Source organism: Microbacterium aurantiacum (genome assembly GCF_031625015.1).
Taxonomy (GTDB): domain Bacteria; phylum Actinomycetota; class Actinomycetes; order Actinomycetales; family Microbacteriaceae; genus Microbacterium; species Microbacterium aurantiacum.
On sequence record NZ_JAHWXH010000002.1, the window covers coordinates 509,625 to 532,592 of the forward strand.

The 22,968-nt window shown below is 69.1% G+C and carries 25 protein-coding genes; 5 read left to right on the forward strand and 20 right to left on the reverse strand.

All coding sequences use genetic code 11. The features are described from left to right. Positions 1–11: 11 nt before the first annotated feature. The 5 genes from KZC50_RS12070 to KZC50_RS12090 form a co-directional block, all read right to left on the reverse strand. The gene (locus tag KZC50_RS12070) at positions 12–335 is read right to left on the reverse strand and encodes a DUF2469 family protein (protein ID WP_053548323.1); all 324 of its coding nucleotides are present in this window, start codon (positions 333–335) and stop codon (positions 12–14) included. Positions 336–388: 53 nt separating this feature from the next. Beyond that, positions 389–1,048 carry a ribonuclease HII gene (gene rnhB, locus KZC50_RS12075; protein ID WP_053548324.1) on the reverse strand — a complete coding sequence of 220 codons (660 nt, stop codon included), beginning with the start codon at positions 1,046–1,048 and terminating at the stop codon, positions 389–391. Further along, positions 1,045–1,824, reverse strand: a complete 780-nt coding sequence (gene lepB, locus KZC50_RS12080) for a signal peptidase I (RefSeq protein ID WP_310891828.1) — start codon at positions 1,822–1,824, stop codon at positions 1,045–1,047. The genes rnhB and lepB overlap by 4 nt, the downstream gene beginning before the upstream one ends. Positions 1,825–1,986: 162 nt before the next feature. Further along, a complete protein-coding gene (gene rplS, locus KZC50_RS12085) occupies positions 1,987–2,334 on the reverse strand; it encodes a 50S ribosomal protein L19 (protein WP_053548326.1) in 348 nt (115 codons plus the stop codon). A gap of 154 nt (positions 2,335–2,488) precedes the next feature. Beyond that, positions 2,489–2,995: a hypothetical protein gene (locus tag KZC50_RS12090; protein ID WP_053548327.1), complete on the reverse strand. Its 507-nt coding sequence runs from the start codon at positions 2,993–2,995 to the stop codon at positions 2,489–2,491. A 118-nt stretch (positions 2,996–3,113) separates the two neighbouring features. On the opposite strand from KZC50_RS12090, the gene map reads away from it, so the two are divergent. Next, on the forward strand, positions 3,114–3,896 hold the full coding sequence (gene map / locus KZC50_RS12095; protein WP_053548328.1) for a type I methionyl aminopeptidase: 783 nt from the start codon (positions 3,114–3,116) through the stop codon (positions 3,894–3,896). A gap of 19 nt (positions 3,897–3,915) precedes the next feature. On the opposite strand, the gene trmD is transcribed toward map, so the two are convergent. Genes trmD through rpsP form a run of 4 tightly spaced genes read right to left on the reverse strand, consistent with a single transcriptional unit; the run spans position 3,916 to position 5,849 of the window. Further along, a complete protein-coding gene (gene trmD, locus KZC50_RS12100; protein ID WP_310891829.1) occupies positions 3,916–4,593 on the reverse strand; it encodes a tRNA (guanosine(37)-N1)-methyltransferase TrmD in 678 nt (225 codons plus the stop codon). A 13-nt stretch (positions 4,594–4,606) separates the two neighbouring features. Beyond that, entirely contained in the window at positions 4,607–5,203 is a 597-nt protein-coding gene (rimM, locus tag KZC50_RS12105) for a ribosome maturation factor RimM (protein WP_375294601.1), read from the reverse strand. Next, positions 5,200–5,430, reverse strand: coding sequence for an RNA-binding protein (locus tag KZC50_RS12110; protein WP_301132862.1), 231 nt, complete (start codon positions 5,428–5,430; stop codon positions 5,200–5,202). The genes rimM and KZC50_RS12110 overlap by 4 nt, the downstream gene beginning before the upstream one ends. A 5-nt stretch (positions 5,431–5,435) precedes the next feature. Further along, positions 5,436–5,849, reverse strand: coding sequence for a 30S ribosomal protein S16 (rpsP, locus tag KZC50_RS12115; RefSeq protein WP_053548332.1), 414 nt, complete (start codon positions 5,847–5,849; stop codon positions 5,436–5,438). Positions 5,850–6,052: 203 nt separating this feature from the next. Between rpsP and KZC50_RS12120 the strand changes: the two genes are divergently transcribed. Further along, positions 6,053–7,219: a glutamate--cysteine ligase gene (locus tag KZC50_RS12120; protein ID WP_301132864.1), complete on the forward strand. Its 1,167-nt coding sequence runs from the start codon at positions 6,053–6,055 to the stop codon at positions 7,217–7,219. An 11-nt stretch (positions 7,220–7,230) separates the two neighbouring features. On the opposite strand, the gene ffh is transcribed toward KZC50_RS12120, so the two are convergent. Together ffh and KZC50_RS12130 are read right to left on the reverse strand one after the other, a co-directional pair. After that, positions 7,231–8,781, reverse strand: coding sequence for a signal recognition particle protein (ffh, locus tag KZC50_RS12125; RefSeq protein ID WP_301132866.1), 1,551 nt, complete (start codon positions 8,779–8,781; stop codon positions 7,231–7,233). 12 nt (positions 8,782–8,793) lie between these two features. Then, the gene (locus KZC50_RS12130) at positions 8,794–9,384 is read right to left on the reverse strand and encodes a TetR/AcrR family transcriptional regulator (RefSeq protein WP_301132868.1); all 591 of its coding nucleotides are present in this window, start codon (positions 9,382–9,384) and stop codon (positions 8,794–8,796) included. Here KZC50_RS12130 and lipB point away from each other — a divergent pair. Both lipB and lipA read left to right on the forward strand, forming a co-directional pair. Next, complete coding sequence (gene lipB, locus KZC50_RS12135) at positions 9,348–10,103, forward strand: lipoyl(octanoyl) transferase LipB (RefSeq protein ID WP_310891831.1); 756 nt, start codon at positions 9,348–9,350, stop codon at positions 10,101–10,103. The two genes, KZC50_RS12130 and lipB, sit on opposite strands and share 37 nt — an antisense overlap. Beyond that, on the forward strand, positions 10,100–11,122 hold the full coding sequence (lipA, locus tag KZC50_RS12140; protein ID WP_310891832.1) for a lipoyl synthase: 1,023 nt from the start codon (positions 10,100–10,102) through the stop codon (positions 11,120–11,122). Before lipB ends, lipA begins: the two co-directional genes overlap by 4 nt. Before the next feature lie 45 nt (positions 11,123–11,167). Here lipA and KZC50_RS12145 read toward each other — a convergent pair whose 3' ends face one another. Genes KZC50_RS12145 through smc form a run of 3 tightly spaced genes read right to left on the reverse strand, consistent with a single transcriptional unit; the run spans position 11,168 to position 16,125 of the window. Next, on the reverse strand, positions 11,168–11,668 hold the full coding sequence (locus KZC50_RS12145) for a DUF2004 domain-containing protein (RefSeq protein ID WP_310891833.1): 501 nt from the start codon (positions 11,666–11,668) through the stop codon (positions 11,168–11,170). A gap of 58 nt (positions 11,669–11,726) precedes the next feature. Further along, complete coding sequence (ftsY, locus tag KZC50_RS12150) at positions 11,727–12,599, reverse strand: signal recognition particle-docking protein FtsY (RefSeq protein ID WP_310891834.1); 873 nt, start codon at positions 12,597–12,599, stop codon at positions 11,727–11,729. 34 nt (positions 12,600–12,633) lie between these two features. After that, the gene (gene smc, locus KZC50_RS12155) at positions 12,634–16,125 is read right to left on the reverse strand and encodes a chromosome segregation protein SMC (RefSeq protein ID WP_310891835.1); all 3,492 of its coding nucleotides are present in this window, start codon (positions 16,123–16,125) and stop codon (positions 12,634–12,636) included. A 535-nt stretch (positions 16,126–16,660) separates the two neighbouring features. On the opposite strand from smc, the gene KZC50_RS12160 reads away from it, so the two are divergent. Continuing rightward, complete coding sequence (locus KZC50_RS12160) at positions 16,661–17,755, forward strand: GNAT family N-acetyltransferase (protein WP_310891836.1); 1,095 nt, start codon at positions 16,661–16,663, stop codon at positions 17,753–17,755. A gap of 12 nt (positions 17,756–17,767) precedes the next feature. Here KZC50_RS12160 and mutM read toward each other — a convergent pair whose 3' ends face one another. The 6 genes from mutM to KZC50_RS12190 are packed head-to-tail and all read right to left on the reverse strand — an operon-like array spanning position 17,768 to position 22,944. Beyond that, complete coding sequence (mutM, locus tag KZC50_RS12165; protein WP_310891837.1) at positions 17,768–18,685, reverse strand: bifunctional DNA-formamidopyrimidine glycosylase/DNA-(apurinic or apyrimidinic site) lyase; 918 nt, start codon at positions 18,683–18,685, stop codon at positions 17,768–17,770. After that, positions 18,678–19,349: a ribonuclease III gene (gene rnc / locus KZC50_RS12170; RefSeq protein ID WP_310891838.1), complete on the reverse strand. Its 672-nt coding sequence runs from the start codon at positions 19,347–19,349 to the stop codon at positions 18,678–18,680. The genes mutM and rnc overlap by 8 nt, the downstream gene beginning before the upstream one ends. Positions 19,350–19,383: 34 nt before the next feature. Next, complete coding sequence (gene rpmF / locus KZC50_RS12175) at positions 19,384–19,593, reverse strand: 50S ribosomal protein L32 (RefSeq protein WP_019179169.1); 210 nt, start codon at positions 19,591–19,593, stop codon at positions 19,384–19,386. A gap of 33 nt (positions 19,594–19,626) precedes the next feature. After that, positions 19,627–20,154, reverse strand: coding sequence for a YceD family protein (locus KZC50_RS12180; protein WP_310891923.1), 528 nt, complete (start codon positions 20,152–20,154; stop codon positions 19,627–19,629). A 7-nt stretch (positions 20,155–20,161) separates the two neighbouring features. Beyond that, positions 20,162–20,704 carry a pantetheine-phosphate adenylyltransferase gene (gene coaD, locus KZC50_RS12185; RefSeq protein ID WP_310891839.1) on the reverse strand — a complete coding sequence of 181 codons (543 nt, stop codon included), beginning with the start codon at positions 20,702–20,704 and terminating at the stop codon, positions 20,162–20,164. A gap of 26 nt (positions 20,705–20,730) precedes the next feature. After that, positions 20,731–22,944: an ATP-dependent DNA helicase RecG gene (locus tag KZC50_RS12190; RefSeq protein WP_310891840.1), complete on the reverse strand. Its 2,214-nt coding sequence runs from the start codon at positions 22,942–22,944 to the stop codon at positions 20,731–20,733. Between the last annotated feature and the right edge of the window lie 24 nt (positions 22,945–22,968).

Genomic DNA, 22,968 nt, shown 5'->3' on the forward strand with positions numbered 1-22,968 from the left:
GGGGAGGAGGGTCAGGTGTCGAGCGAGAGTTCCTCGGGGAGCTGGAAGTCCCGACGGGAGAGCTCTTCGACGTTGACGTCCTTGAACGTCAGGACGCGCACGGCCTTGACGAAGCGGTCGGCGCGGTAGATGTCCCACACCCACACGTCGGTCATGGAGATCTCGAAGTAGAAATCGTGCTCGGTGTCGCGTCTGACGACGTTGACGTCGTTGGCGAGGTAGAAGCGCCGCTCGGTCTCCACGACATACTGGAACTGCACGACGACATCGCGGTACTCGCGATAGAGGGCGAGTTCGAGTTCGCGGTCGTAGTCTTCGAAGACGTCGTCATCCATGGTTTCTCCATCCTAGGCGGGCGGCGGCCGCGCGCGTGCGAGCCGCCTCCGCCTCAGAACAGCGTCGGACCGTCCCCCAGGCTCCACGAGCGGCGGTGGTGGACGCTCGCGCCGTGGGCGCGGAGTGCCGCGCGATGCGTGGCACTCGCGTAGCCCTTGTTCTCGTCCCATCCGTACAGAGGTGCGTCCTCGTGCATGGCGACCATCAGCGCGTCCCTCGCGACCTTCGCGATGACCGAGGCGGCGGCCGCGGACGCGCAATCCCGGTCCGCCTTCACCTGGGTGCGCACGCGAGCGGCGCTCCCGGGCGTGAGCGAGACGTAATCGTAATTGCCGTCGAGGAGCACGACCGCGTCATCGACGGCCGTCCCGTGCGCGCGGAGATCCGCGAGGGCGCGAGACGTCGCGAGCGACATCGCGCGCATGATCCCGATCTCGTCGATCTCCGCCGCGCTCGCCCAGCCCACCGCGCTGGCGCGCACCCAGTCGCCGGCCCGGCGTGCCACAGCCACCCGGTGCGCGGGCCGAACGAGCTTGGAATCACGAAGACCCGTCGGTACGCGTCGACGCGCGTCGGCTGCGTCGATCGCGACCGCGCCCACCGCGACCGGCCCTGCGAGAGCACCACGGCCCACTTCGTCGCACGCGACGAGGATCGGGAACTCCTTGAGCAGGCGTCGCTCGAGGGAGAGGCGCGGCTCGACGACGGTCACCGCGGCGACGCCCCCGATGCCGGGGTGGGGTCGGGGACGCCCGCGAAGACGTCGTGATGGAAGTCGGAGAGCCCGAACCGGTCCAGCGGCCAGGTCACGAGGAACGCACGTCCGACGAGGTTGTCGATCGGAACGAACCCCTGCCCCGGCTGTTCGGTGTTGTAGCGGGAGTCCTTCGAGCGATTGCGATTGTCACCGAGCACCCACAGACTGTCGGCCGGCACGGTGACGTCGAAGTCGATCGCCGACGCCGGCTCTCCGGATCCGAGCTTGGTGTAGGTCGTCTCGTCGACGGGCACGCCGTTCACCTCGATCTGTCCGAGCGCGTTGCAGCAGACGACCTGGTCTCCCGGGAGTCCGATGATGCGCTTGACGAGGTGGTCGTCGCTGTCCGACGCGCTCAAGCCGACGAGGGACAGAACCCAGTCGATCGCTTCGACGAAAGGCGCGCGCGGCGGGGTGTTCGACGGGGGGAGCCAGCCGCCGGGATCTCGGAAGACCACGATGTCCCCCCGCTCGTAGTCACCGAAACGGGGGGTGATCTGATCGACCAGGATGCGGTCGCTCACCTGGAGCGTGTCCTCCATCGACCCCGACGGGATGTAGAACGAGCGCACGACGAATGTCTTGACGAGGAACGAGACGAGGATCGCGATCAAAATGATGACCACGACGTCGCGGAGGAAGCTCCACAGGCCGCGTCGGCGGGAACGCCGGGTTTGCGTCGCTGCGGATCCGGCGGCTGCCTCGTCGGCGACGGTGTTCTCGGTGGTCATTCGCGTCCTTCACCCGGCACGCCGGCGATCGGATGCCGCATCCAGGGTCGCACATCGCGCGTGCGCCGATGACGGCGATGTCGGGGTTTCGGGGTGTGTTCACGGGCGGAGAAAGGCGAATGCCCCGGTGCACGCACCGGGGCATTCGTGGAATCGCGTCGCTCAGCGGTCGCGCTTCTCCTTGATCTTGGCCTTCTTGCCGCGCAGGGCGCGGAGGTAGTACAGCTTCGCGCGACGCACATCGCCTCGCGTGACGACCTCGATGTGGTCGATGACCGGGGAGTGCACGGGGAAGGTGCGCTCCACGCCCACCTGGAAGCTGATCTTGCGCACCGTGAAGGTCTCGCGCACGCCGTCGCCGGAGCGACCGATCACGATGCCCTGGAAGACCTGGATACGAGAGCGGTTGCCCTCGGTGATGTTCACGTGCACCTTGACGGTGTCGCCGGGCGCGAAGACGGGGATGTCCGACCGCAGCGAAGCTGCGTCGACGGAGTCGAGGATCTGCATGATCGTCTCTCTCTGCGGCCGCCACAGGTCGACCGCGGATGAAGGGGAAAGGGATGTCGTGTGCCCGGGGTCGATGACCGGATCACCGACGGGCTCCCCTGAGGCAGAACCGTTCGGGGCACAAATGAGTATTCTGCCACGGATCGGGCGCGGGTCAAAAGCGCCCGGGCCCGGGAGGCTCCTGCTGTTCGGAGACGACGATCACGTCAGGGGTCGTCTTCTCCGCCGCGGGCTGCTCGGTCGGCGGCAGGAACGCGATTCCTCCCCGGGCTCTCAGTACCGCTCCGGACGGCCGCGCCTCACGCCACAGTTGCCACAGGGACAGCCAGAAGACCGCCACTCCGGCGACGACGGCGAGGAAGAAGGCGAGTCCCCACCACTCCGGGCGGAAGAAGCCGAGCGAGACCACCAGCGCCTGCCAGGTGCCGACCCCGAGGACGTCCCACCATGAGACCGCGCGATCACCACGCACCGTCCCTCGCGCGCGGATCAGTGCCACGAGCACCAGCTGCCAGACGAAGACTCCCGGAACCGCGAGCACCAGCACCCACAGCAGCGCCCATCCACCGGCGTTGAAGACGCCCCAGCCGATGAGCAGCCAGAGCGGCAGAAGGAACGCGGCCGGCAGAAGCCACAGGAAGAATGCGCGCCGGAGCATCATCTTCCGATGCTACGCCCGTCACCGGAGGCTGCGACAGGCCGATGAGCACGCGTGGCATCCTCACAGCGAGCACCCACCCCCTCGGGCAGAATGGACCGAACGAAAGGGAGCTCCACACATGATCGAACTGCGCACTCCGGCCGAGATCGAGGCCATGCGCCCCGCAGGACGTTTCGTCGCGGAGACCCTGGCGACCCTTCGGGACGAGACGCGCGTCGGCACGAACCTCCTCAGCATCGACCGACGTGCGCACGACATGATCCGGCGCGCGGGCGCCACCTCCTGCTACATCGACTACCACCCGTCGTTCGGCGCGAGTCCGTTCGGGAAGGTGATCTGCACGTCCGTGAACGATGCGGTTCTGCACGGACTCCCTCATGACTACGTCCTCGCCGACGGCGATCTGGTGACTCTCGACTTCGCGGTATCCATCGACGGCTGGGTCGCGGACTCCGCCGTGTCGTTCATCGTCGGAACGCCGCGCGACGAGGATCTCGCCCTCATCGACACGACGGAGCGCGCCCTCGATGCGGCGATCGGGGCCGCCGTGGTCGGCAACCGGGTCGGGGACATCTCCCACGCCGTGGCCGAGGTCGCGCACGGCGACGGATACCGCATCAACACGGATTTCGGAGGTCACGGCGTCGGTCGCGAGATGCACGGAGATCCGCACGTGCCCAACGACGGCAAACCCGGACGGGGCTATCCTCTCCGCCCCGGCCTCGTCGTGGCACTCGAGCCGTGGTTCCTCCAGAGCACTGACAAGCTCATCACGGACCCCGACGGCTGGACCCTGCGCAGCGTGGACGGCTCGCGCGGCGCGCACGCCGAGCACACCGTGGCGATCACGGACGCGGGGCCGATCATCCTGACCGACCGCAGCTGGCTCGGAGTCCACTGAGCACGGCCCCGGTTCCGCCTCAGGGCAGCAGATCCGGCCTGATGCTCCGAGTGCGCTCCATCGACTGATCTGCGCGCCACTGCCTGATCGCGCCGTGGTTCCCGCTCATCAGCACGGGGGGCACGGAGAGGCCGCGCCACTGCGCGGGCTTGGTGTACGCGGGCGCTTCGAGCAATCCATCCTCGTGGGATTCCTCGACGATGCTCTCCGGGTTCCCGACCATCCCGGGGATCAGACGCGAGATCGCCTCGATCATCGCCATCGTCGCGACTTCGCCGCCGTTCAGGACGTAGTCGCCGATGCTCACCGACCGCACGCGGTGCTCGCCAGCGAAGTGCTCGCCCACACGGTGATCGATGCCCTCGTATCGACCGCACGCGAAGACGAGGTGCGATTCGGTCGCGAACTCGCGCGCCACGCCCTGCGTGAACCGTTCGCCGGCGGGTGACGGAATCACCAGGATCGACTCGGGCTGGAGGAGACCGTCGAGAGCTTCGCCCCAGGGCTCGGGCTTCATGACCATGCCCGCTCCACCGCCGTAGGGGGTGTCGTCGACGGTGCGATGCCGGTCGTGCGTGAAGTCCCGGAGATCGTGCACCCCGATGTCCAGGAGTCCGCGTTCGCGTGCCTTGCCGAGAAGTGAGACATCCAGCACGTCGAAGAAGGCCGGGAAGATGGTGACGACGTCCAGGCGCATGGAAACCGCCCGCTCAGTCGGAGGGGTCGGACGCGGCGGCATCGTCCGTGGCGCCGTCGTCGGCGAGCTCTTCGAACAGCCCGGGCGGCGGCGTGACGACGACACGGCCGGATGCGATGTCGACCTCGGGGACGATCTGCGACACGAAGGGGACGAGGACCTCGTCTTCCGTACCGTGCGGCGTCACGACGAGGAGATCGTGGGCGGGCAGGTGATCGACACGTGCGACGCGCCCGATGACGTCTCCGTCGCGGACGACACTGAGCCCGACCAGCTGGTGGTCGTACCACGCGTCGTCATCGCCGGAGGGGGCATCGATCGGCTGATCGATCCACAGGATCGCCCGGACGAGGCCCTCGGCGGCGTCTCGGTCGTCGACGCCCTGGAAGAAGGCGACGGGGTGCGAGTTCATCCAGCGGAACTCCCGCACCGTGAGGGGCTTGCCGTGCCACGGCGATGACTCGGGCACCTGCAGGGTGAAGGTGGATCCCGGCGCGAAGCGACCCTCGGGATCGTCCGTGTACAGCTCGAGCTTGAGAGCGCCTTTGAGGCCGTGGGCCTTCACCAGGCGACCGACTCGCAGCTGCGTCTTCTCGTCGGCCACGGTCAATCGTCCGCGACGTCTACGCGCACGCGACGACCGTCCGCGAGCGCACCCACGACTGTCCGCAGGGCTTTGGCGGTGCGGCCGCCGCGACCGATCACGCGACCCCGATCATCGGGGTGCACGTGGACCTCCAGCACATCGCCTCTCGGCGAGGAGCTGGAATCGATGCGCACATCTTCCGGGTGATCGACGATCCCCTTGACGACGTGCTCGAGCGCGGCGGCCAGCAACGTCCTTACTCCGCTTCGGTCGAGGCGTCAGCCTCGGCGGCGTCGGCGGCGGGTGCGTCCGCCTTCTTGTCCGCCTTGGGCTTGACGACAGACTTCTTTGCGGCGTCCACGGAGAACTCCGGCTTGGGCTCGCGGGTCTTCACCGTGGAGACGGCGTCCTTGTCGCCCTTGAAGCGACCCCAGTCGCCGGTGAGCTTGAGGATGGCCGCGACCTGCTCGGTCGGCTGCGCGCCGACGCCGAGCCAGTACTGCGCGCGCTCGGAGTCGACCTCGATGAACGAGGGCTCCTCGGTGGGGTGATACTTGCCGATCTCCTCGATGACACGACCATCGCGCTTGGTGCGCGAGTCGGCGACGACGATGCGGTAGTAGGGCGCGCGGATCTTTCCGAGACGCTTGAGACGGATCTTGACAGCCACGATTCTCCTGAGTGTGGTGGAAGGAAGACGAACCGGTCGCCCGAACGCGTGGGGTGCACGCTGGGCAAAAGCTCTGGGGCGGTCCACTCACCGGATAGAGGGTCGAGTGAGCGGTCCGACCCTTTATTCTGCCAGATGCCGACGGATGCCGCGAACCGACCGGCGCTCCCGGCGTGACGCCGTCCGCGTGACAGACTGAGCGCGTGTCGGTCTCCTTCGCCCCTTCGGCGCGTTCTTCGGTGGGTCTCGAGTGGGAGCTCATGCTCGCGGACGGGGAATCGGGCGACCTGGTCCCCCGCGCCCCCGCCATCCTCGAGGGGCTGGAGGAGGGCACGCGCGACGAGCGCTTCACCGTCACGGGCGAGCTGCTCACGAACACGATCGAGGTCACCAGCGGGGTCGGCTCCACCGTGGCGGAAGCCGTCGACGACATCGCCGAGGCCATCGCCGCCGTCCGCACGGTGACGGACCGGTCGGGCACCGAGCTCCTCTGCGCGGGAAGCCACCCGTTCGCCCAGTGGTACGAGCAGGAGGTCACCGACAAGACCCGCTATCAGAAGCTCATCCGCCGCACGCAATGGTGGGGACGCAACATGATGATCTGGGGGGTCCATGTCCATGTCGGCGTGGAGGATCCGGTCAAGGTGCTTCCGATCATCGCGTCCCTCACCCGCTTCCTCCCGCATCTTCAGGCGCTGTCGGCGTCGAGCCCGTTCTGGGCGGGCGAGCGCACCGGGTACGCCTCGAACCGCGCGCTGGTGTTCCAGCAGCTGCCGACTGCGGGCCTGCCGTGGCCGATGACCGAGTGGTCCGAGTTCGAGAAGTACCTGGCGGACATGATCCGCACCGGCGTCATGGAGGACGTCAGCGAGGTCCGGTGGGACATCCGCCCCGCGCCGCGCTGGGGGACGATCGAGGTGCGCGCCTGCGACGGGATGTCTACCCTCCCGGAGCTCGCTGCCGTCGGCGCGCTCGTGCAGTGCCTCGTGGAATGGCTCTCCCGCACCCTCGATCGCGGCGAGGAGCTCCCCGTCCTCCCCCCGTGGTTCGCGCGCGAGAACAAGTGGCGCGCCGCCCGCTACGGTCTCGACGCCCCCGTCATCATCGACGCGGGGGGCACGCAGCGACCTGTCCGCGACCACGTCGCGGAGACCGTGGCGGGGCTGGAGGACATCGCCGTACAGCTCGGCTGCTCCCGCGAGCTGCGCGGGATCTCGACCATCCTCGACGCAGGCGCGAGTTACGAGCGCCAGTTGCGCGTCGCGGACGCCGCCGACGGAGACCTCCGCCGTGTGGTCGACCACCTCATCGCCGAATTCCGGGCCGGACCCACGCTGCGCGATCACCTGGCCCGGGACACGACGGCCTGACGCGCGGGCGGTCAGCCCTTCCCGAGCATCCGCTGGAGCTCCGCGAGGTCCTCGGCACTCGGCTGGCCGGCGCCGCCGAGCCCGAAACCGGATCCGGTAGGAGTCGTCGTCGCGGCGATCCCGGCGTTCTCCGCCGCCCGCTTGGCGGGGTTCCCCGAGCGCGAGCCCTTGGCCTTGGGCTGCTTGCCCCGCTTGCTGGAGGCCCCAGGGCGACCGGATCCCGGAACCGGACCCATGCCCGGAATCGAGGGGACGCCTCCGCGCGCGACGGTCTTCATCATCTTCGCGGCCTGGTCGAAGCGCTGCACGAGCTGATTCACGTCCGTCACGGTCATGCCGGATCCGCGCGCGATGCGCAGACGCCGGGAACCGTTCAGGACCTTGGGGTTGCGTCGCTCCCCCGGCGTCATGGATCGGATGATCGCCTCGGTCCGGTCGATCTCACGCTCGTCGAAGTCCTCCAACTGCTGCTTCATGGAGCCCATGCCGGGAAGCATCCCGAGCATCTTCTTCATCGAGCCCATCTTCTTCAGCTGCTGCATCTGCTCGAGGAAGTCCTCGAGCGTGAACTGCTCGGTCGCGAGCTTCTCGGCGACCTTCATCGCCTCGGCTTCGTCGAAGGCCTGCTGGGCCTGCTCGATGAGAGTGAGGATGTCGCCGAGGTCGAGGATGCGGCTCGCCATGCGATCCGGGTGGAAGGCCTCGACGTCCTCCAGGCCTTCGCCCGTGGACGCGAAGATGATCGGACGCCCGGTCACGCTCGCGACCGAGAGCGCGGCGCCGCCTCGCGCGTCGCCGTCGAGCTTGGACAGGACGACGCCGGTGAAGTCGACACCGTCCTGGAAGGCCTTGGCCGTATTGACGGCATCCTGGCCGATCATGGCGTCGATGACGAAGAGAACCTCGTCCGGATCCGTGGCCCGTCGGATGTCGGACGCCTGCTTCATCAGCTCGGCGTCGACGCCCAGGCGGCCTGCGGTGTCGATGATCACGACGTCGTGCTGCTGACGTCGGGCGACTTCGACGCCGTCGCGGGCCACGCGGACCGGATCGCCGACGCCGTTGCCCGGCTCGGGAGCGTAGACGGCGGCTCCGGCGCGCTCCGCGACGACCTGGAGCTGATTGACGGCATTGGGGCGCTGGAGGTCGCAGGCGACGAGAAGCGGGGTGTGACCGTCCTTCTCGAGCATCTTGGCGAGCTTGCCCGCGAACGTCGTCTTGCCGGACCCCTGGAGGCCGGCGAGCATGATCACCGTGGGTGCGGTCTTGGCCATCTGCAGGCGGCGCTGCTGACCACCGAGGATCCCCACGAGTTCGTCGTTGACGATCTGGACGACCTGCTGCGCGGGGTTCAGTGCGCGGTTGACCTCGTCTCCGAGAGCGCGCTCGCGCACCTTCGCGGTGAACTCCTTGACGACGGGAAGAGCGACGTCGGCGTCGAGCAGAGCCCGCCGGATCTCGCGGACGGTGCCGTCGACGTCGGCCGCGGTGAGCTTGCCCTTCGTGCGCAGATTGCGCAGGGTCTCGGTGAGCCGGTCGGAGAGTGTGCCGAAAGTCGCCATGATCCCCCGATTCTACGCCGCCGCTCCCGGCGCTCCGGTGCGCGCGTGCGCGGCCTGGTCGAGCGCCCGAGTCAACAGGGGTTCGAGCCCGACCCGCCCGGCACCGGCGCGGGTCCAGGCGGTGATGGACGCCATGACCGCGCCCGCATCCGCTGCGCCGGCGACGTCGGCGACGAGCGGATCGCAGCCGGCCGCGCGGAGTGACGCCGCGACGGCCCGCGCGATGCGGGCGGCGCGCACCGCACCGCCGTGGAAGAGCTCTTCCTCCGCGCGCATCGCCTCGCCGTTGCCCAGGGCGAGAGCGAGGGTTCCCGGCGCGAACCCGCGCCCCACCGCCCGGAGGGCGTCGTCGATGCCCGATGGCTCGGTCACCGTGCTGAGGCGGGTCTCGAGCTCATCGATCCGCGCGTCGAGGTCTGCCCAGAGGATCGCGGATTTGGAGGAGAAGTAGTTGAAGAAGCTCGACCTGCTCACGCCCGCCCGCGCGGCGATGTCCGCGACCGAGGTCGCCGCGTACCCCTGCTCCAGGAAGAGCTCGGTGGCGGCCTCCGCGATCATCTCCGGTGATGAGGCGCGTGGCCTTCCCCCGAGCGGTCGTGTCATGCCCGAAGCCTAGCGATGCACGAAGGCCGACTCCGCGGGCGTATTCTTGGACGGCATCCAATAACCGTCGAGGGAGCAGCATGCTGGTGATCGAGAGGGTCGGGCTGTCCCCCGATCTCGTGCCCTATCGGGAAGGCTGGGACCTACAGAAGGCGGTCCACGCCGGTGTCGTGGACGGGACCCGTCCGGACACGCTGCTCCTGCTCGAGCACGAAGCGGTGTACACGGCCGGGCGACGCACCCTGGCCGAGGAGCGCCCCGTCGACGGAACGCCCGTGGTCGAGGTCGATCGGGGAGGGAAGATCACCTGGCACGGTCCCGGCCAGCTCGTCGGCTACCCGATCCTGCGGCTGTCCGAGCCGGTGGATGTCGTCGCCCATGTCCGCCGCCTGGAGCGCCTTCTCATCGCCGCGTTGAGCGACCTCGGCGTCGACGGACGGCAGATCGAGGGGCGCAGCGGGGTGTGGGTGCGTCGCCCGCTGTCAGAAGACAAGGTGGCCGCCATCGGCGTCCGTGTCGAGCGCGGCGTGACCATGCACGGTTTCGCCGTCAACTGCGACAACTCCCTCGCGCCGTTCCGCTCGATCATCCCCTGCGGGATCGCGGATGCCGGTGTCACGACGATCAGCGAGGTCGCGGGACGCATCGTCACCACCGCGGACGTCGCGCCCGTCGTCGAACGCGTGTTCGCGGCATCCTCGGCGGAGGTGTACGCATGAGCGCGTGCGGCACCGGCACAGCCGGCGGTTCCTCCACGGCCCCCGGCGGTCGCAAGCTCCTGCGGCTGGAGGTGCGCAATGCCGAGACCCCCATCGAGCGCAAGCCCGAATGGATCAAGACCCGCGCGAAGATGGGGCCCGAATATCAGGCGCTCCACTCGCTCGTGAAGACCGAGGGCCTGCACACTGTCTGCCAGGAGGCGGGGTGCCCCAACATCTACGAATGCTGGGAAGATCGGGAGGCCACGTTCCTCATCGGCGGCGCCCAGTGCACCCGCCGGTGCGACTTCTGCCAGATCGACACCGGGAAACCCGCGGAATACGACACGGATGAGCCGCGTCGTGTCGCCGAGAGCGTCACGCGGATGCAGCTCCGGTACGCCACCGTGACCGGTGTCGCGCGGGACGATCTCCCGGACGGGGGCGCATGGCTCCACGCCGAGACGGTGCGCATGATCCACGAACTCAACCCCGGCACCGGTGTCGAGATCCTCGCGACGGACTTCAACGGCGACCCCGCCCTCCTCGGGGAGGTCTTCGATTCCCGGCCCGAGGTCTTCGCCCACAACGTCGAGACGGTGCCGCGCATCTTCAAGCGGATCCGACCGGCCTTCCGCTACGAGCGCTCCCTCGACGTCCTCACTCGGGCGAGGGATGCCGGTCTGATCACGAAGTCCAACCTGATCCTGGGCATGGGCGAGGAGCCGGAAGAGGTCGTGGCGGCCCTGCAGGACCTCCACGACGCCGGTACCGACATCATCACGATCACCCAGTACCTGCGCCCGTCGCCGCGCCATCTTCCGGTCGCCCGCTGGGTCAAGCCCGACGAATTCATCGCGTTCAAGGAGGAAGCCGAGCGCATCGGCTTCCTCGGGGTCCTCGCCGGACCGCTCGTGCGCTCGTCCTACCGGGCGGGCCGGCTGTGGGCGCAGTCGATGACGTCGAAGGGTCGCCCCATCCCGGCGCATCTCGCGCACATCGCGGCGGACACCAGCACCGACTTCGCCCAGGCCGTCTGACGGCGGCCGTGCACCCCCGAACGTCGGATCGGGGGTGCAGAGGCGCTATTCGGCGCTGGTGACCGAAAGCACGGCGCCGTCGGTGCCGATGTTCACCAGGAGAACGTCGTCGGTCGCATCCGGGTCGAGGGCGTACTCGAGCACCGCGAACGGGTCGGTGCCTCCGTGCTCGTCGGCCAAGATGGTCATGCTCATCAGCTGCAGGGACCGGATCACGTCGATCTGGACGTCACCCGAGATGTCCACGAGCAGGTCGTCGAGTCCATCGGAGAGGGCCTCCTGCTGCTGCAGGATGTACTCCGTGACTTCGCTCGTGCGGTCGCTGAGTTCGTTGACCATCGCGTTGCGCGCGGCCATGTCGAGGTCTTCGAGGGCGGAGATGAGCGCCGCGGCCACATCCAGAGCGTCGACCGAGACGTCGTCCTGATCGGGCGCGGTGAGATCGACCGTCACCGACTGATCGCCGAGCTCGACGTGCTCCGACCAGAAGATCGAACCGTCGGGCCCGGACTCGAGCAGGCCGAAGTAGTCGTGTTCGATCGCCATCCCCCCATGAAACCAGCGCGGACCCCGCGGCGGTAGATCGCGCAGGCGTGTCGCGGGGTCAATCCACGAGGGCGGCGGCGAAGACGTGCGGGGTGAAACCCGTGAGATCTGCGATGCCCTCACCCTGGCCCAGCAGTTTGACCGGGATGCCGGTCTTCTCCTGGACGGCGAGAACGAATCCCCCCTTGGCGGATCCGTCGAGCTTGGTGAGGACCAGACCGGTGACCCCCGCGTGTTCGAGGAACGCCTGCGCCTGGAGAACGCCGTTCTGGCCTGTGGTGGCGTCGAGCACCAGCAGCACCTCGCTGATCGGGGCGCGCTTCTCGATGACACGGCGGATCTTGGTCAGCTCGTCCATCAGTCCGCCCTTGGTGTGGAGGCGCCCGGCGGTGTCCACCAGGACGATCTCCGTCCCGGTGCTCTGGGCGTATTCGATGGTCTGGAAGGCCACGGACGCCGGATCCTGGCCCTCGCGCTCGGGCCGGACGATCGCCGCTCCCCCGCGCTCGGCCCAGGTCGCGAGCTGATCGACCGCCGCGGCCCGGAACGTGTCCGCCGCCCCCACGACGACCGACCGGCCGTATCGCTGGAGGAACTTGGCGAACTTCCCGATCGTCGTCGTCTTCCCGACGCCGTTCACGCCGACCACCAGGACGACCGCTGGTCGCTCCGTGAGTTTCAGGGTCGTGTCGAAGCGCGCGAAATGCTCCTCCAGGGTCTCCTTCAGCATCCGCTGCAGATCCCGGGGATCCGTCGTCCGGTAGCGCTCGACCTTCTGCCGCAGCTCGTCGACGATGCGCTCGGTGATGTCGGGACCGAAATCCGCCGTCAGCAACGCCGTCTCGAGGTCGTCCCACGTCGTCTCGTCGATCGTGGGCTTGACGAACATGCCGCGGAGGGCCCGCCCGAGGGACCAGGAGCTTTCAGCCATGTCTCCAGCCTACGGTTTCGCGGACGCGCGCCGATCAGGCCGGCGCGGACTCGCGAACACGCTGGCCGACGACGGCCGAGACGCCGTCCTGTCGCATCGAGACCCCGTAGAGCGCGTCGGCGATCTCCATCGTCCGCTTCTGGTGGGTGATCACGATCAGCTGACTCGAGGACCGGAGCTGCTCGAACACGCCGAGCAGGCGTCCGAGGTTCGCGTCATCGAGCGCCGCCTCGACCTCGTCGAGGATGTAGAAGGGGCTCGGACGCGCCTTGAAGATCGCGGTGAGCAGCGCCACGGCCGCGAGGGAACGCTCACCGCCGGAGAGCAGGGAGAGGCGCTCGATCTTCTTCCCGACCGGCCGGACGGAGACCTCGATGCCCGTTGTCAGCGGGGAGTCCGGATCGGTGAGCGCGATGGAGCCCGTTCCCCCGGGGAACAGGATCGGGAAGACTTCGCCGAACGCCACGCGGGTGTCTTCGAACGCCGCGAGGAAGATCACCTGCATCCGCTCATCGAGCTCCTCGATGATGGTGAGCAGATCCTTGCGGGTCTGGGTCAGGTCGGCGAGCTGCTCGGTGAGGAAGGCATGTCGCTGCTCGAGGGCGGCGAACTCCTCGAGAGCGAGCGGATTCACCCGCCCCAGCTGAGCGAGCTTGCGCTCAGCGGCCTGAAGGCGCTTCTGCTCAGCCGCACGATCGAAGGACGACGACCCCTCGGTCGCGTCCGCACCCCCGGATCCCGGGCCGTATTCCTTCAGGAGAATATCCTCCTCCAGGCCGAGCTCGGAGGCGGCCCGCTCCCGGAGCGCCGTCGCGTGGAGGCGATTCTCGTGGATCCGCAGCTCCAACGCGTGGACGTTCTCTGTCAACCGCGACAGGCGCTCGCGGACCTCGGTCTCGTTCCTGCGCAGGGCGGCCAGCTCCTCCGTCACGGCGGCACGCTCGGCCTGGGCGGCGAGAAGCGCGGCACGGGCGTCGGCGAGGGAGCGGTCGATCGCGTCGATCAGGGGAGGCAACCGCTCGGCGACCGCGGAGGCCTTCTCCCGTTGCGCGCGTCGGATGACCGCGCGCCGGGCACTCTCCTCGGAGGCGGCGCGCTCGCGCTCTCGCTGGCGCTCGAGTCCCGCCACCCGGGCCTCGGCGGCGCGGATGCGTTCGCGAAGGGTCTCCACCTCCAGGCGGGCGCGCATCTCGACGTCCCGCGCGGTCTCGAGCGAGCCGAGTACCTCGTCCCGGGACGAGGCATCGAGCATCGGACGCGGCGCCTCCTGGGCGGTCGCGAACTGTTCATGAGCCACGCGGGCGGCATCTTCGGCCTCGGCGACCGCGGCCGACGCCTGTGAGAGACCGGCCGCCAGGCGATCGCACTCCGCGACGGCGGCCTCGTGGCGTACGGTCGCCCGGTTCGACTTCTCGGCGCGCGCCGCCGCTGCCGCGTCGTGCTCGCGAAGCGCCGCCAACGCGGCGTTCGCGCGCGACTTCGCGGTGCGGAGCGCATCCTGCGCCTCGCGGAGGGCTTCGCGCAGAGCGTCGGCGACGACCACGATCTCGTCTCGGCGGATGGCCGCGGCGTCGCGCTCCGCTGTCAGCTCCAGGCGCGAACGGGAACCACCGGCGCCGGATCGGAGGGAGAAGGGGGTGAGCACCTCACCGGATCGCGTCACAATCCGGCCGTCCGCGGTCGCAAGAGCTGTCGCCGACGCGCGGGCGTGATCGAGGTCCTCGGCGAGGAACACCGACGCGAGCAGCGCGCGAACACCGGCGGGACCATCCACCACCTCGATCGCCGAGCGCAGACCGTCCGGCGGTGCGGGACGGTCGTGCGCGACGGCGTCCGCGAAGACGATGTCGACCCGTCCGAGATCCTCCTCTCGAGCGGCGTCGGCGAGTGCGAAGGCCCGGTCCGCGTCCGCCACCACGCCCTCAGCGTAGGAGCCGAGCGCGGCGGCGATCGCCGCCTCCCATCCGGCCTCGACCTGCACCGCGTCGCTCACGAGACCGCGGACTCCGGCACGATCTCCGTCGAGCAGCCCGGCGGCGGCACTCCTGCCTTCGAGCGCCCGACCGAGCGCGGTGACCTGCGCCATCAGGGCATCGCGCTCGCGCTCGGCGGCATGGAGCCGCTCGCGCAGGTCGGTGACCTGCGCCTCCGCCGACGCCGCATCGCGTTGCGCTCGCTCGTAGGCGGACTGGGCATCGGCCGCGTCCGCCTGCGGATCAGGTGCGGGGCCCAGGTCCGCCAAGGCCTCTTCGGCCTCCTTCCGGCGGGCGTGAGCGGCATCGAGGGCTCGCTGCTGGCGTTCGACCGCGGCACGCACGGCCGCCAGGGCCGAATCCGCCGCCTCCGCGGTTCCCCTCAGCGCCGTGAGACGCATGTCATGCGACGAGACCAGCGCGCTCTGGGCGGCGATGTCGGTGTCGAGCGCGTCCAGTTCGGCTCGGGCGCGGGTGACATCCCGCGCGGCGGCCACGGCGGCATCCTGCGCTCCTTGAAGCCCGTCGGTGACCTCTGCGATCTCCGCGCGCGCGGCGTCGATCATCTGCGGGGAGACCGTGGCGACATCGACGCGTTCGTCGTCTTCCGCGGAGCCGAGGAGCGTCAGCCTCTGCCCCACCAGCGCGTAGAGGCCTCGCGTCCGTTCCTGCACACGCTCGAGCCCCGACGCGACCCGTCGGGCTTCGTCGACGGCCTCGGCACGCTGATCCGACTCCAGCCGCTCGATCCGCCCGCGGATGTCGTCCAGCCGAGCCTGCAGGCCCGCGCGTTCCGCATGCGTCTCCTGCTCACCGCGCGCCGCGTCGGCGAGGACGGTCCGGACCCGAAGGAGGTCGTCTGCCATGAGTCGCGCCTTGGCATCGCGCACCTCGGCCGCGATCCCGGCGGCTTCACGGGCGACGTCGGCCTGGCGACCGAGCGGCTTCAGCTGCCGCCGGAGCTCACCGGCGAGGTCGTTCACCCGCGTGAGGTTCGCCTCCATCGCTTCGAGCTTCCGCAGGGTCTTCTCTTTGCGGCGCCGGTGCTTGAGGATGCCGGCCGCCTCCTCGATGAAGCCACGGCGATCCTCGGGGGTGGCCTGCAGCACGCTGTCCAGGCGCCCCTGACCGACGATGACGTGCATCTCCCTGCCCAAGCCGGAATCGCTCAGGAGCTCCTGCACGTCGAGAAGTCGGCAGCTCTGTCCGTTGATCGCGTACTCGCTGCTCCCGTTGCGGAACAGCGTCCGGCTGATGGTGACCTCGGAGTACTCGATCGGAAGGGCCCCGTCGCCGTTGTCGATGGTGAGCTGGACCTCTGCGCGGCCGAGCGGGCCCCGCGTGGAGGTCCCGGCGAAGATGACGTCCTCCATCTTCCCGCCGCGGAGGGTCTTCGCGCCCTGCTCCCCCATCACCCAGGCCAGAGCGTCCACGACATTGGATTTCCCTGAGCCGTTCGGGCCGACGATGCAGGTGACACCGGGCTCGAGCGCGAACGTCGTCGGCTGCGCGAAGGACTTGAAGCCCTTGAGCGTCAGGCTCTTCAGGTGCATGGGAGGGCCCTCGGGTCGACGCGCCGGATCACACGCCCACGGTAGTCGATGGTGTCGCGAGTACCGCGGCGACGGGCCGCGCCGTCGCCGGCCGGCGATGGCGACACGCCCGGGTGTCTTGCGAACCTGTACATTTGTGCGCTAGCGTTCCTCATCGCACCGGCACACGAAAGGAGGTCGTCATGATGATCATCATCCGCACGGGCATCGCCGCCACGACGACCCTTCGTCGTCGCCCGACGGCATCCGCCTGATCTCGGCCCTGCCCTCTCCCCGGTAGCACACCGGGGGAAATCGCGCGCACGCGCCATCCCCTGCATCCCTTCCCGGCACCTTCTCCGCGTGCCCGGCACACCGCACCCTCATCTCCGACGGAAAGTTCCGCCATGAATCCCACGCTCGACGAGCGCCGCGATCACGCGCGCCCGCATCTGTCCGATGACCTCCGCTCGCATCGCGAGCAGCGGGCGCTGCGTCTGCTCCTGCTCCTGCCGCGCCTGTGACCCGTCCGCCACTCCTCACCGGAAGAAGAACCATGAACACCGCCCCACCCGCCGGCCTCGTGCTGCGGGAGCTCCTCATCCCCGACGACACCACTGCCCCCGAGGCCCGCGACTTCCGTGCGATGGTCGACGTCCGCAATCGCGTCTACCGTGAGATCAACGGTCACGACGACGAGTCGATGACCTCGGAAGAGCTCCTGCCGCACTACGCACCGAGCGCGTTCGAGCTCCGACGCGTCTGGACAGCGGCATGGAACGGCAGCATCGTCGGTCGCGTCGGGCTCGACCTCCCGCTCGAGGAGGGCTCGAACTCCGCCATGTGGCTCATCGAGCTGCTCCGAGAAGCGTGGGGCCAGGGTATCGGCTCCGCGTCGCTGACGATGATCGAGCGCGAAGCCGCCACCCACGGGCGACACATCCTGCAGTCGTGGGCCGCGCATCCCGCGGCGACCGGGGAGCAGCTGGACGCACCGACCGGGTTCGGCCGCGTTCCGCTCGATCATGCCGCCCGCTTCTACCTCGCCCACGGATACCGGCTCGAACAGGTCGAACGCAACAGCGCCCTCGCGCTCGACGGAGATCTGACGCGCATCCGGCAACTGCTCGCGGAAGCCGAGCGCGCCGCCGAGGGGTATCGCGTCGTCCAGTGGACGCTCCCCACTCCCCCCGCGTTCGCCGAGCAGTACGCCTGGATGAAATCCCGGATGTCAACCGACGCCCCCTCCGCCGATCTCGAGATGGACGAGGAACGCTGGGACGCCGCACGCATCGCCGAGCACGACGGGCGCTATCTGCGCGGAGGCCAGCACATGCTTGTGACGGCCGCACAGCACCGCGCGACGGGAAAGCTGTGCGCGTTCAACGAGCTCGTGATCGGCCGGAACCGCGCGGAGGCGACGCACCAGGAGGACACCCTCGTCCTGCGCGAGCACCGGGGACACCGACTGGGCCTCCTCGTCAAATGCGCGGGTCTGCTCGCCTGGCGTGAGCACGCTCCGATGTCGCCGCGCGTCCTGACCTACAACGCCGAGGAGAACCGCCCCATGCTCGACATCAACGAGGCGATGGGCTTCGTTCCGATCGCGTACGGCGGCGCCTGGAAGAAGGTGCTGCCGCGAAGCGCGTGATCGCCCGCGCTGTCAGCGGGTGCGAGGCATCCGCTGACAGCGCGGACAGAAGTGGCTCGAGCGGCTCATGAACGACACCCTCGTGATGGGCCGGCCGCAGCGGTGACAGGGCGCGCCGCCGCGGCCGTAGGCGTGCAGCGAATGGGCGAAGTAGCCGGCCTGCCCGTTGACGTTGACGTACTGCGCATCGAAACTCGTTCCCCCCTCCGCGAGAGCCTTGTCGAGTACAGATCGGACCTCGGCGAGGAGCCGGGTCGCGTGGCGCGCCGACAGTGCGTCGGCGGGGGTCTCCGGATGGATGCGAGCCCCCCAGAGCGCCTCATCGGCGTAGATGTTCCCGACACCGCTGATGACGGTCTGATCGAGCAGCACCCGTTTGATCGCCGAGCGCTTGCGGGCCCACAGGGTTCGGAGGCGTGTCTCGTCGAGCGCCGGATCGAGAGGATCGCGGGCGATGTGCGCGACCTGCGCGGGAACGGTGGCGTCATCAGCGCCGAAACCTCCGGGCGCGGCATCCGTCGTCGGCAGGAGTGGATCGAGCGCGAGTGATCCGAACGTGCGCTGGTCCGCGAAGACCACGGCGAGAGCGCCGTGGTCGGGGTGGTCGATGTCGAGACGAATCCGCTCATGGCGCTCGACGGGCGCACCGGACGCACGAAGCAGCATCTGGCCGCTCATCCCGAGGTGCGCCACGACCGCACGGGCGGTGTCGGAGCCGTCCGTGGGAGTGAACGGCATCCACAGGAACTTTCCGCGTCGGCACACGGCGACGACACGCGCTCCCCGAAGAGCGTGCTCGAAGTCTTCGACGGATCCCGGATGCCGCGTGAGTGCGCGCGCGTCGTGCACCGTGACCGCGGACACCGTCGCATTCACCAGAGCGGGCGCGAGCCCCGAGCGCACGACTTCCACTTCGGGAAGCTCAGGCACGACCGGACAGCTCCCTCCACGCCGTCAGCGCGGCCGCCATCTCGGCGTGCTTCTTGCTGCGGCCGATCCCCTCCGAGCGAATGCCGGCGACGTCCACGACCGCGGTGAAGGTGCGATCATGATCGGGGCCTTCGGCGGTCACGGTGTACACCGGCGCGACGGAGCCCAGGCGTGCCGCCGCCTCCTGCAGGGCTGTCTTCGGATCCACGGCGGCGCCGTAGCGCTCGGGGTCGGCCAAGAGGGGCTCCAGCAGGCGGAGGACGAGCGCGGTGGCGGCGTCCGGTCCGACGGACAGGTACGTCGCGCCGATGATCGCCTCCGTCGTGTCCGCAAGGATCGAGTCCTTGTCGCGGCCGCCGGTCTGGTTCTCGCCCCGCCCCAGCTTCACATGAGCGCCCAAGCCGATGCTCCGGGCCACCTCCGCCAGCGCGAGGGTGGACACGACCGCGGCGCGCCTCTTGGCGAGCGCACCCTCCTCGAGCTCGGGATGCCGGGTGTACAGCAGGACCGTGACGGCTTGACCGAGGACGGCGTCGCCGAGGAACTCGAGACGCTCGTTGTGCGGGCCCTGCCCGTTCTCATACGCCCAGGAGCGATGCGTGAGAGCGAGCGACAGAAGCTCGGGGTCGATATCGACCCCGAGCTTGTCGGTGAGACTGTTCATGGCCGCGACGGAGGGGACCTCCGTGCGGGCGTGATCAGACGTCGGCGACCTTCCGGCCCTTGTACTCCAGGAACAGCTCCGTGCCCTGCGAGTCGGTGACGACCTTCGCCTGGTGGGGACGGCTGTAGACGACCTTGCCGTTTTCGATCGTCTTCACCAGCGTGGGGGCCTCGGCCTTCCACTGCGCGCGGCGCGAGCGGGTGTTCGAACGGGAGACTTTCCGCTTCGGGGGGTTACCTGCCATGGCTGACTCTCTTCTGTCGGGGGCGCCGTGACCTCACGGTCGGGCGTCGGTGTCGTGGTCTGGGGTGTAGTCCTGCAGCGCGGCCCAGCGCGAATCGATGGGCTCACCCTGCGATGAGCCGGTGCTCACGGCCAGCCTCTCGCCCGTGGCCGGATCAAGGCCGGGGCAATCCGGCTGACACACCGGCTGAAACGGAAGCGACAGGACGATCGCGTCCCTGACCGGAGTTTCAAGATCCACGTGGTCGTCTTGAACCTCGAAGTCAGTTTCTTCCGACCCAGAATACGCGAAAAGCTCCTGGATCTCGACTTCGGCGGGCTCGGCGATGTCGGTGAGGCATCGACCACACACTCCGGAGTACCGCGTGTCAAGCTCCGCGGTGGCCAGAATCCCCTCGTGGACCGACTCCAGACGGAGACGCACGAAGAGTTCCTCCCCTTGGGCGACGGAGACCAGGCCCTCGCCCCACTTCTCCGGTACCGGAAGGGAGAGGTCATGTTCCCGCATCTCGCCGGGGCGATACATGATGTCGCGCACCGGGACCACGAGCGGACCGTTCACATGCTTCTTAGCCACGATCGTCCATGCTATCGGCGTCGGTCTGTGGATCGGCCGCACGCGCGTCGCCGCCCCGGTCCAGAAAGCGCGCCACGGCTTCCGGGACGAACGGCGAGACGTCACCGCCGAGAGCGGCGACCTGACGCACGAGGGAACTCGACACCAGCGCATGGGCGGGGTCCGGAAGCAGGAAGACGGTTTCGACGTGTGCGAGATGGCGATTGACGATGGCCATCGGCGTCTCGTAGGCGACGTCCACCTGCGAGCGGATCCCCTTCACCAGAACGCCGGCGCCGACATCGGTGGCATAGTCCACCAGAAGCCCGACGCTCCAAGATGAGACCACCACATCTCCGGCGATCTGCTCGTCGGAGATGGCCTGCTCAAGGAGGGCCAACCGCTGGGCGATGGGAAGCATCGCCTCCTTCTCCGGATTGTGCACCACCAGCACGTGGAGCTGGTCATAGAGGGCCGCCGCGCGACGGATCACGTCGAGATGACCGAGAGTGGGCGGGTCGAAGGACCCGGGAACGACGGCGATCCGGCTGTTCATGCGGCTCAGCCTAACGGTGGTCGATCTCAGGATCGCCCGAGTGCCGCGCGCTCCTCCGCGCTCATGCGGCGCTCGACCGCCTCCGCGAGTCCGGGATGCCGGACGAGCGCGGGGTCGTCCGTCAGGACCTTCTCCGCAGCGTGCCGGGCCACGAGGATGAGCTCGGCGTCCGTGACGACGCGGAGCAGGCGGAGCGAGGAACGCGCACCCGACTGCAGATCGCCGAGCACGTCGCCCTCGCCACGGAGTTCGAGGTCCACCTCCGCGAGGTGGAAGCCGTCGAGCGTGGACGCGACGGCCTCGACGCGCGAGCGGGATGACGAGCCGACCCTCGCCTCGGTCACGAGCAGACAGAGACCCGGCACTCCGCCGCGCCCCACCCGGCCGCGGAGCTGGTGAAGCTGCGACACGCCGAAGCGATCCGCCTCGAGGATCACCATCGTCGACGCGTTGGGGACGTCGACACCGACTTCGATCACGGTCGTCGCCACGAGAACATCGATGTCTCCGCGCGCGAACGCCTGCATCACGGCATCCTTCTCGTCGGCCGGCATCTTGCCGTGCAGCGGTTCGACCCGGAGCGTCGCGTACGACGGATGCCTCGACAGCAGGTCGATCACCTGCGCGACACCCCACCGCGTCCTGACGGGCGGGGTGACCTCCGCACCGTTCGCGGTGTCGCCGACGGTGTCCGGCGGATCGTCCGTCGCCTCCGGGGCGTCTTCGTCGGTCACGGCATCGGCGCCCGACAGCGCGTCCGCATCGATCGCGGCGCACACGACGAAGGCCTGACGACCGGCGGCGACCTCCTCGACGATCCGGTCCCAGACTCGCGCGAACCAACTCGGATGCTCGGCGAGGGGCGCGACGTGGGTGCTGATTCCCGCGCGTCCTTCCGGCATGGTCCGGATGGTGGAGACGTCGAGGTCGCCGAAGACCGTCATCGCGACGGTGCGTGGGATCGGTGTGGCAGTGAGGACCAGCGTGTGCGGAGCCTGACCCTTCGCGCGGAGCGCTTCCCGCTGGGCGACCCCGAACCGGTGCTGCTCGTCCACGACGACCAGTCCGAGGTCGGCGAAGGTGGTCGAGGCGCTGAGGAGCGCGTGCGTGCCGACGACGATGCGCGCCTGCCCGGACGCGACGCGGAGCGCCGCTTTCCGCCGCTCCGGCGCCGACATCTGGCCGGTCAAGAGTGTCGGCATGAGCTCGGGCGCGAGAGTGGGCCCGAGCATCCGGGTGATCGATCGCAGGTGCTGACCGGCCAGAACCTCCGTGGGCGCGATGAGCGCCGCCTGCCCGCCGGAGTCCGCCACCTGGAGCATGGCGCGGAGGGCGACGAGGGTCTTGCCCGATCCGACTTCGCCCTGGACGAGTCGGTTCATCGGGTGCGCGCGGCGGAGGTCGCCCTCGATCTCGGCGCCGACGTCGACCTGGTCGGGGGTGAGCTCGAACGGCAGTGCGGAGTCGAACGCGTCCCGCAGCGCACCCGGTTCGCGGGGGGTCGCCCCCCAGGAACGCACGAAGGCGCGCTGCTGCAGGAGCGCGGACTGCAGGATGAACGCCTCGTGCATACGCAGCGTCTGGCGCGCCGCATCGATCTCTTCGAAGCTCCGCGGACGGTGGATGTGCTCGATGGCGGTGCGGGCATCGAGGAGGTGCATGCGTTCCCGGAAGTCCGGAGGCAGTGGCTCGGACACGTCCCCGAGGCCGTCGAGCACCAGCTCGACGACGGTCGCGACCTTCCAGCTGGAAACCGAGGCCGTCGCCGGATAGATCGGGATCGGCAGGTTCGCATTGGCCTGGGCGGTCTGAATGGCCGTCGCCGCATCGTCGAAGAGCTGGTAGTCGGGGTGCGCCAGTTGGAGGGTGTCGCGGTACTGCCCGACCTTCCCGGCGAAGATTCCCCGCCGTCCGGGAACGAGGTCCTTCGCCCGCCAGGCCTGGTTGAAGAAGGTGAGCGTGATCTCGCCGATTCCGTCACTGATGACGACTTCGAGGATCAGGCCACTGCGCTGGCGCATGCGTCGCTCCCGGACGCGTCTGACCTCGGCGACGATCGTCACCGCCTCCCCCACAGGCAGCGCCATGATGGGCGTCAGCTCGCCTCGACGGGCGTAGCGGCGCGGATAGTGCTGGAGGAGATCGGCGACCGTCTTCATGCCGAAGGCACGGTCCAGGGCCTTTGCCGTCTTCTCGCCCACCGCTGCGCTCAGTCGCGAGTCGAGCGTGAGCGGCGTCATGCCTCGAGTCTAGATTCCGGTTCG

Coding starts and splice junctions, on each gene's coding strand:
- rpmF (WP_019179169.1), bottom strand. CDS start 19,593: ATGGCAGGTAACCCCCCGAAGCGGAAAGTCTCCCGTTCGAACACCCGC.
- lepB (WP_310891828.1), bottom strand. CDS start 1,824: ATGACCACCGAGAACACCGTCGCCGACGAGGCAGCCGCCGGATCCGCA.
- map (WP_053548328.1), top strand. CDS start 3,114: ATGATCGAACTGCGCACTCCGGCCGAGATCGAGGCCATGCGCCCCGCA.
- rnc (WP_310891838.1), bottom strand. CDS start 19,349: ATGAACAGTCTCACCGACAAGCTCGGGGTCGATATCGACCCCGAGCTT.
- KZC50_RS12145 (WP_310891833.1), bottom strand. CDS start 11,668: ATGGCGATCGAACACGACTACTTCGGCCTGCTCGAGTCCGGGCCCGAC.
- smc (WP_310891835.1), bottom strand. CDS start 16,125: ATGCACCTGAAGAGCCTGACGCTCAAGGGCTTCAAGTCCTTCGCGCAG.
- KZC50_RS12090 (WP_053548327.1), bottom strand. CDS start 2,995: ATGATGCTCCGGCGCGCATTCTTCCTGTGGCTTCTGCCGGCCGCGTTC.
- trmD (WP_310891829.1), bottom strand. CDS start 4,593: ATGCGCCTGGACGTCGTCACCATCTTCCCGGCCTTCTTCGACGTGCTG.
- rplS (WP_053548326.1), bottom strand. CDS start 2,334: ATGCAGATCCTCGACTCCGTCGACGCAGCTTCGCTGCGGTCGGACATC.
- lipA (WP_310891832.1), top strand. CDS start 10,100: ATGAGCGCGTGCGGCACCGGCACAGCCGGCGGTTCCTCCACGGCCCCC.
- coaD (WP_310891839.1), bottom strand. CDS start 20,704: ATGAACAGCCGGATCGCCGTCGTTCCCGGGTCCTTCGACCCGCCCACT.
- ffh (WP_301132866.1), bottom strand. CDS start 8,781: ATGGCGACTTTCGGCACACTCTCCGACCGGCTCACCGAGACCCTGCGC.
- KZC50_RS12190 (WP_310891840.1), bottom strand. CDS start 22,944: ATGACGCCGCTCACGCTCGACTCGCGACTGAGCGCAGCGGTGGGCGAG.
- KZC50_RS12070 (WP_053548323.1), bottom strand. CDS start 335: ATGGATGACGACGTCTTCGAAGACTACGACCGCGAACTCGAACTCGCC.
- ftsY (WP_310891834.1), bottom strand. CDS start 12,599: ATGGCTGAAAGCTCCTGGTCCCTCGGGCGGGCCCTCCGCGGCATGTTC.
- KZC50_RS12130 (WP_301132868.1), bottom strand. CDS start 9,384: ATGACACGACCGCTCGGGGGAAGGCCACGCGCCTCATCACCGGAGATG.
- KZC50_RS12160 (WP_310891836.1), top strand. CDS start 16,661: ATGAACACCGCCCCACCCGCCGGCCTCGTGCTGCGGGAGCTCCTCATC.
- lipB (WP_310891831.1), top strand. CDS start 9,348: ATGAGGCGCGTGGCCTTCCCCCGAGCGGTCGTGTCATGCCCGAAGCCT.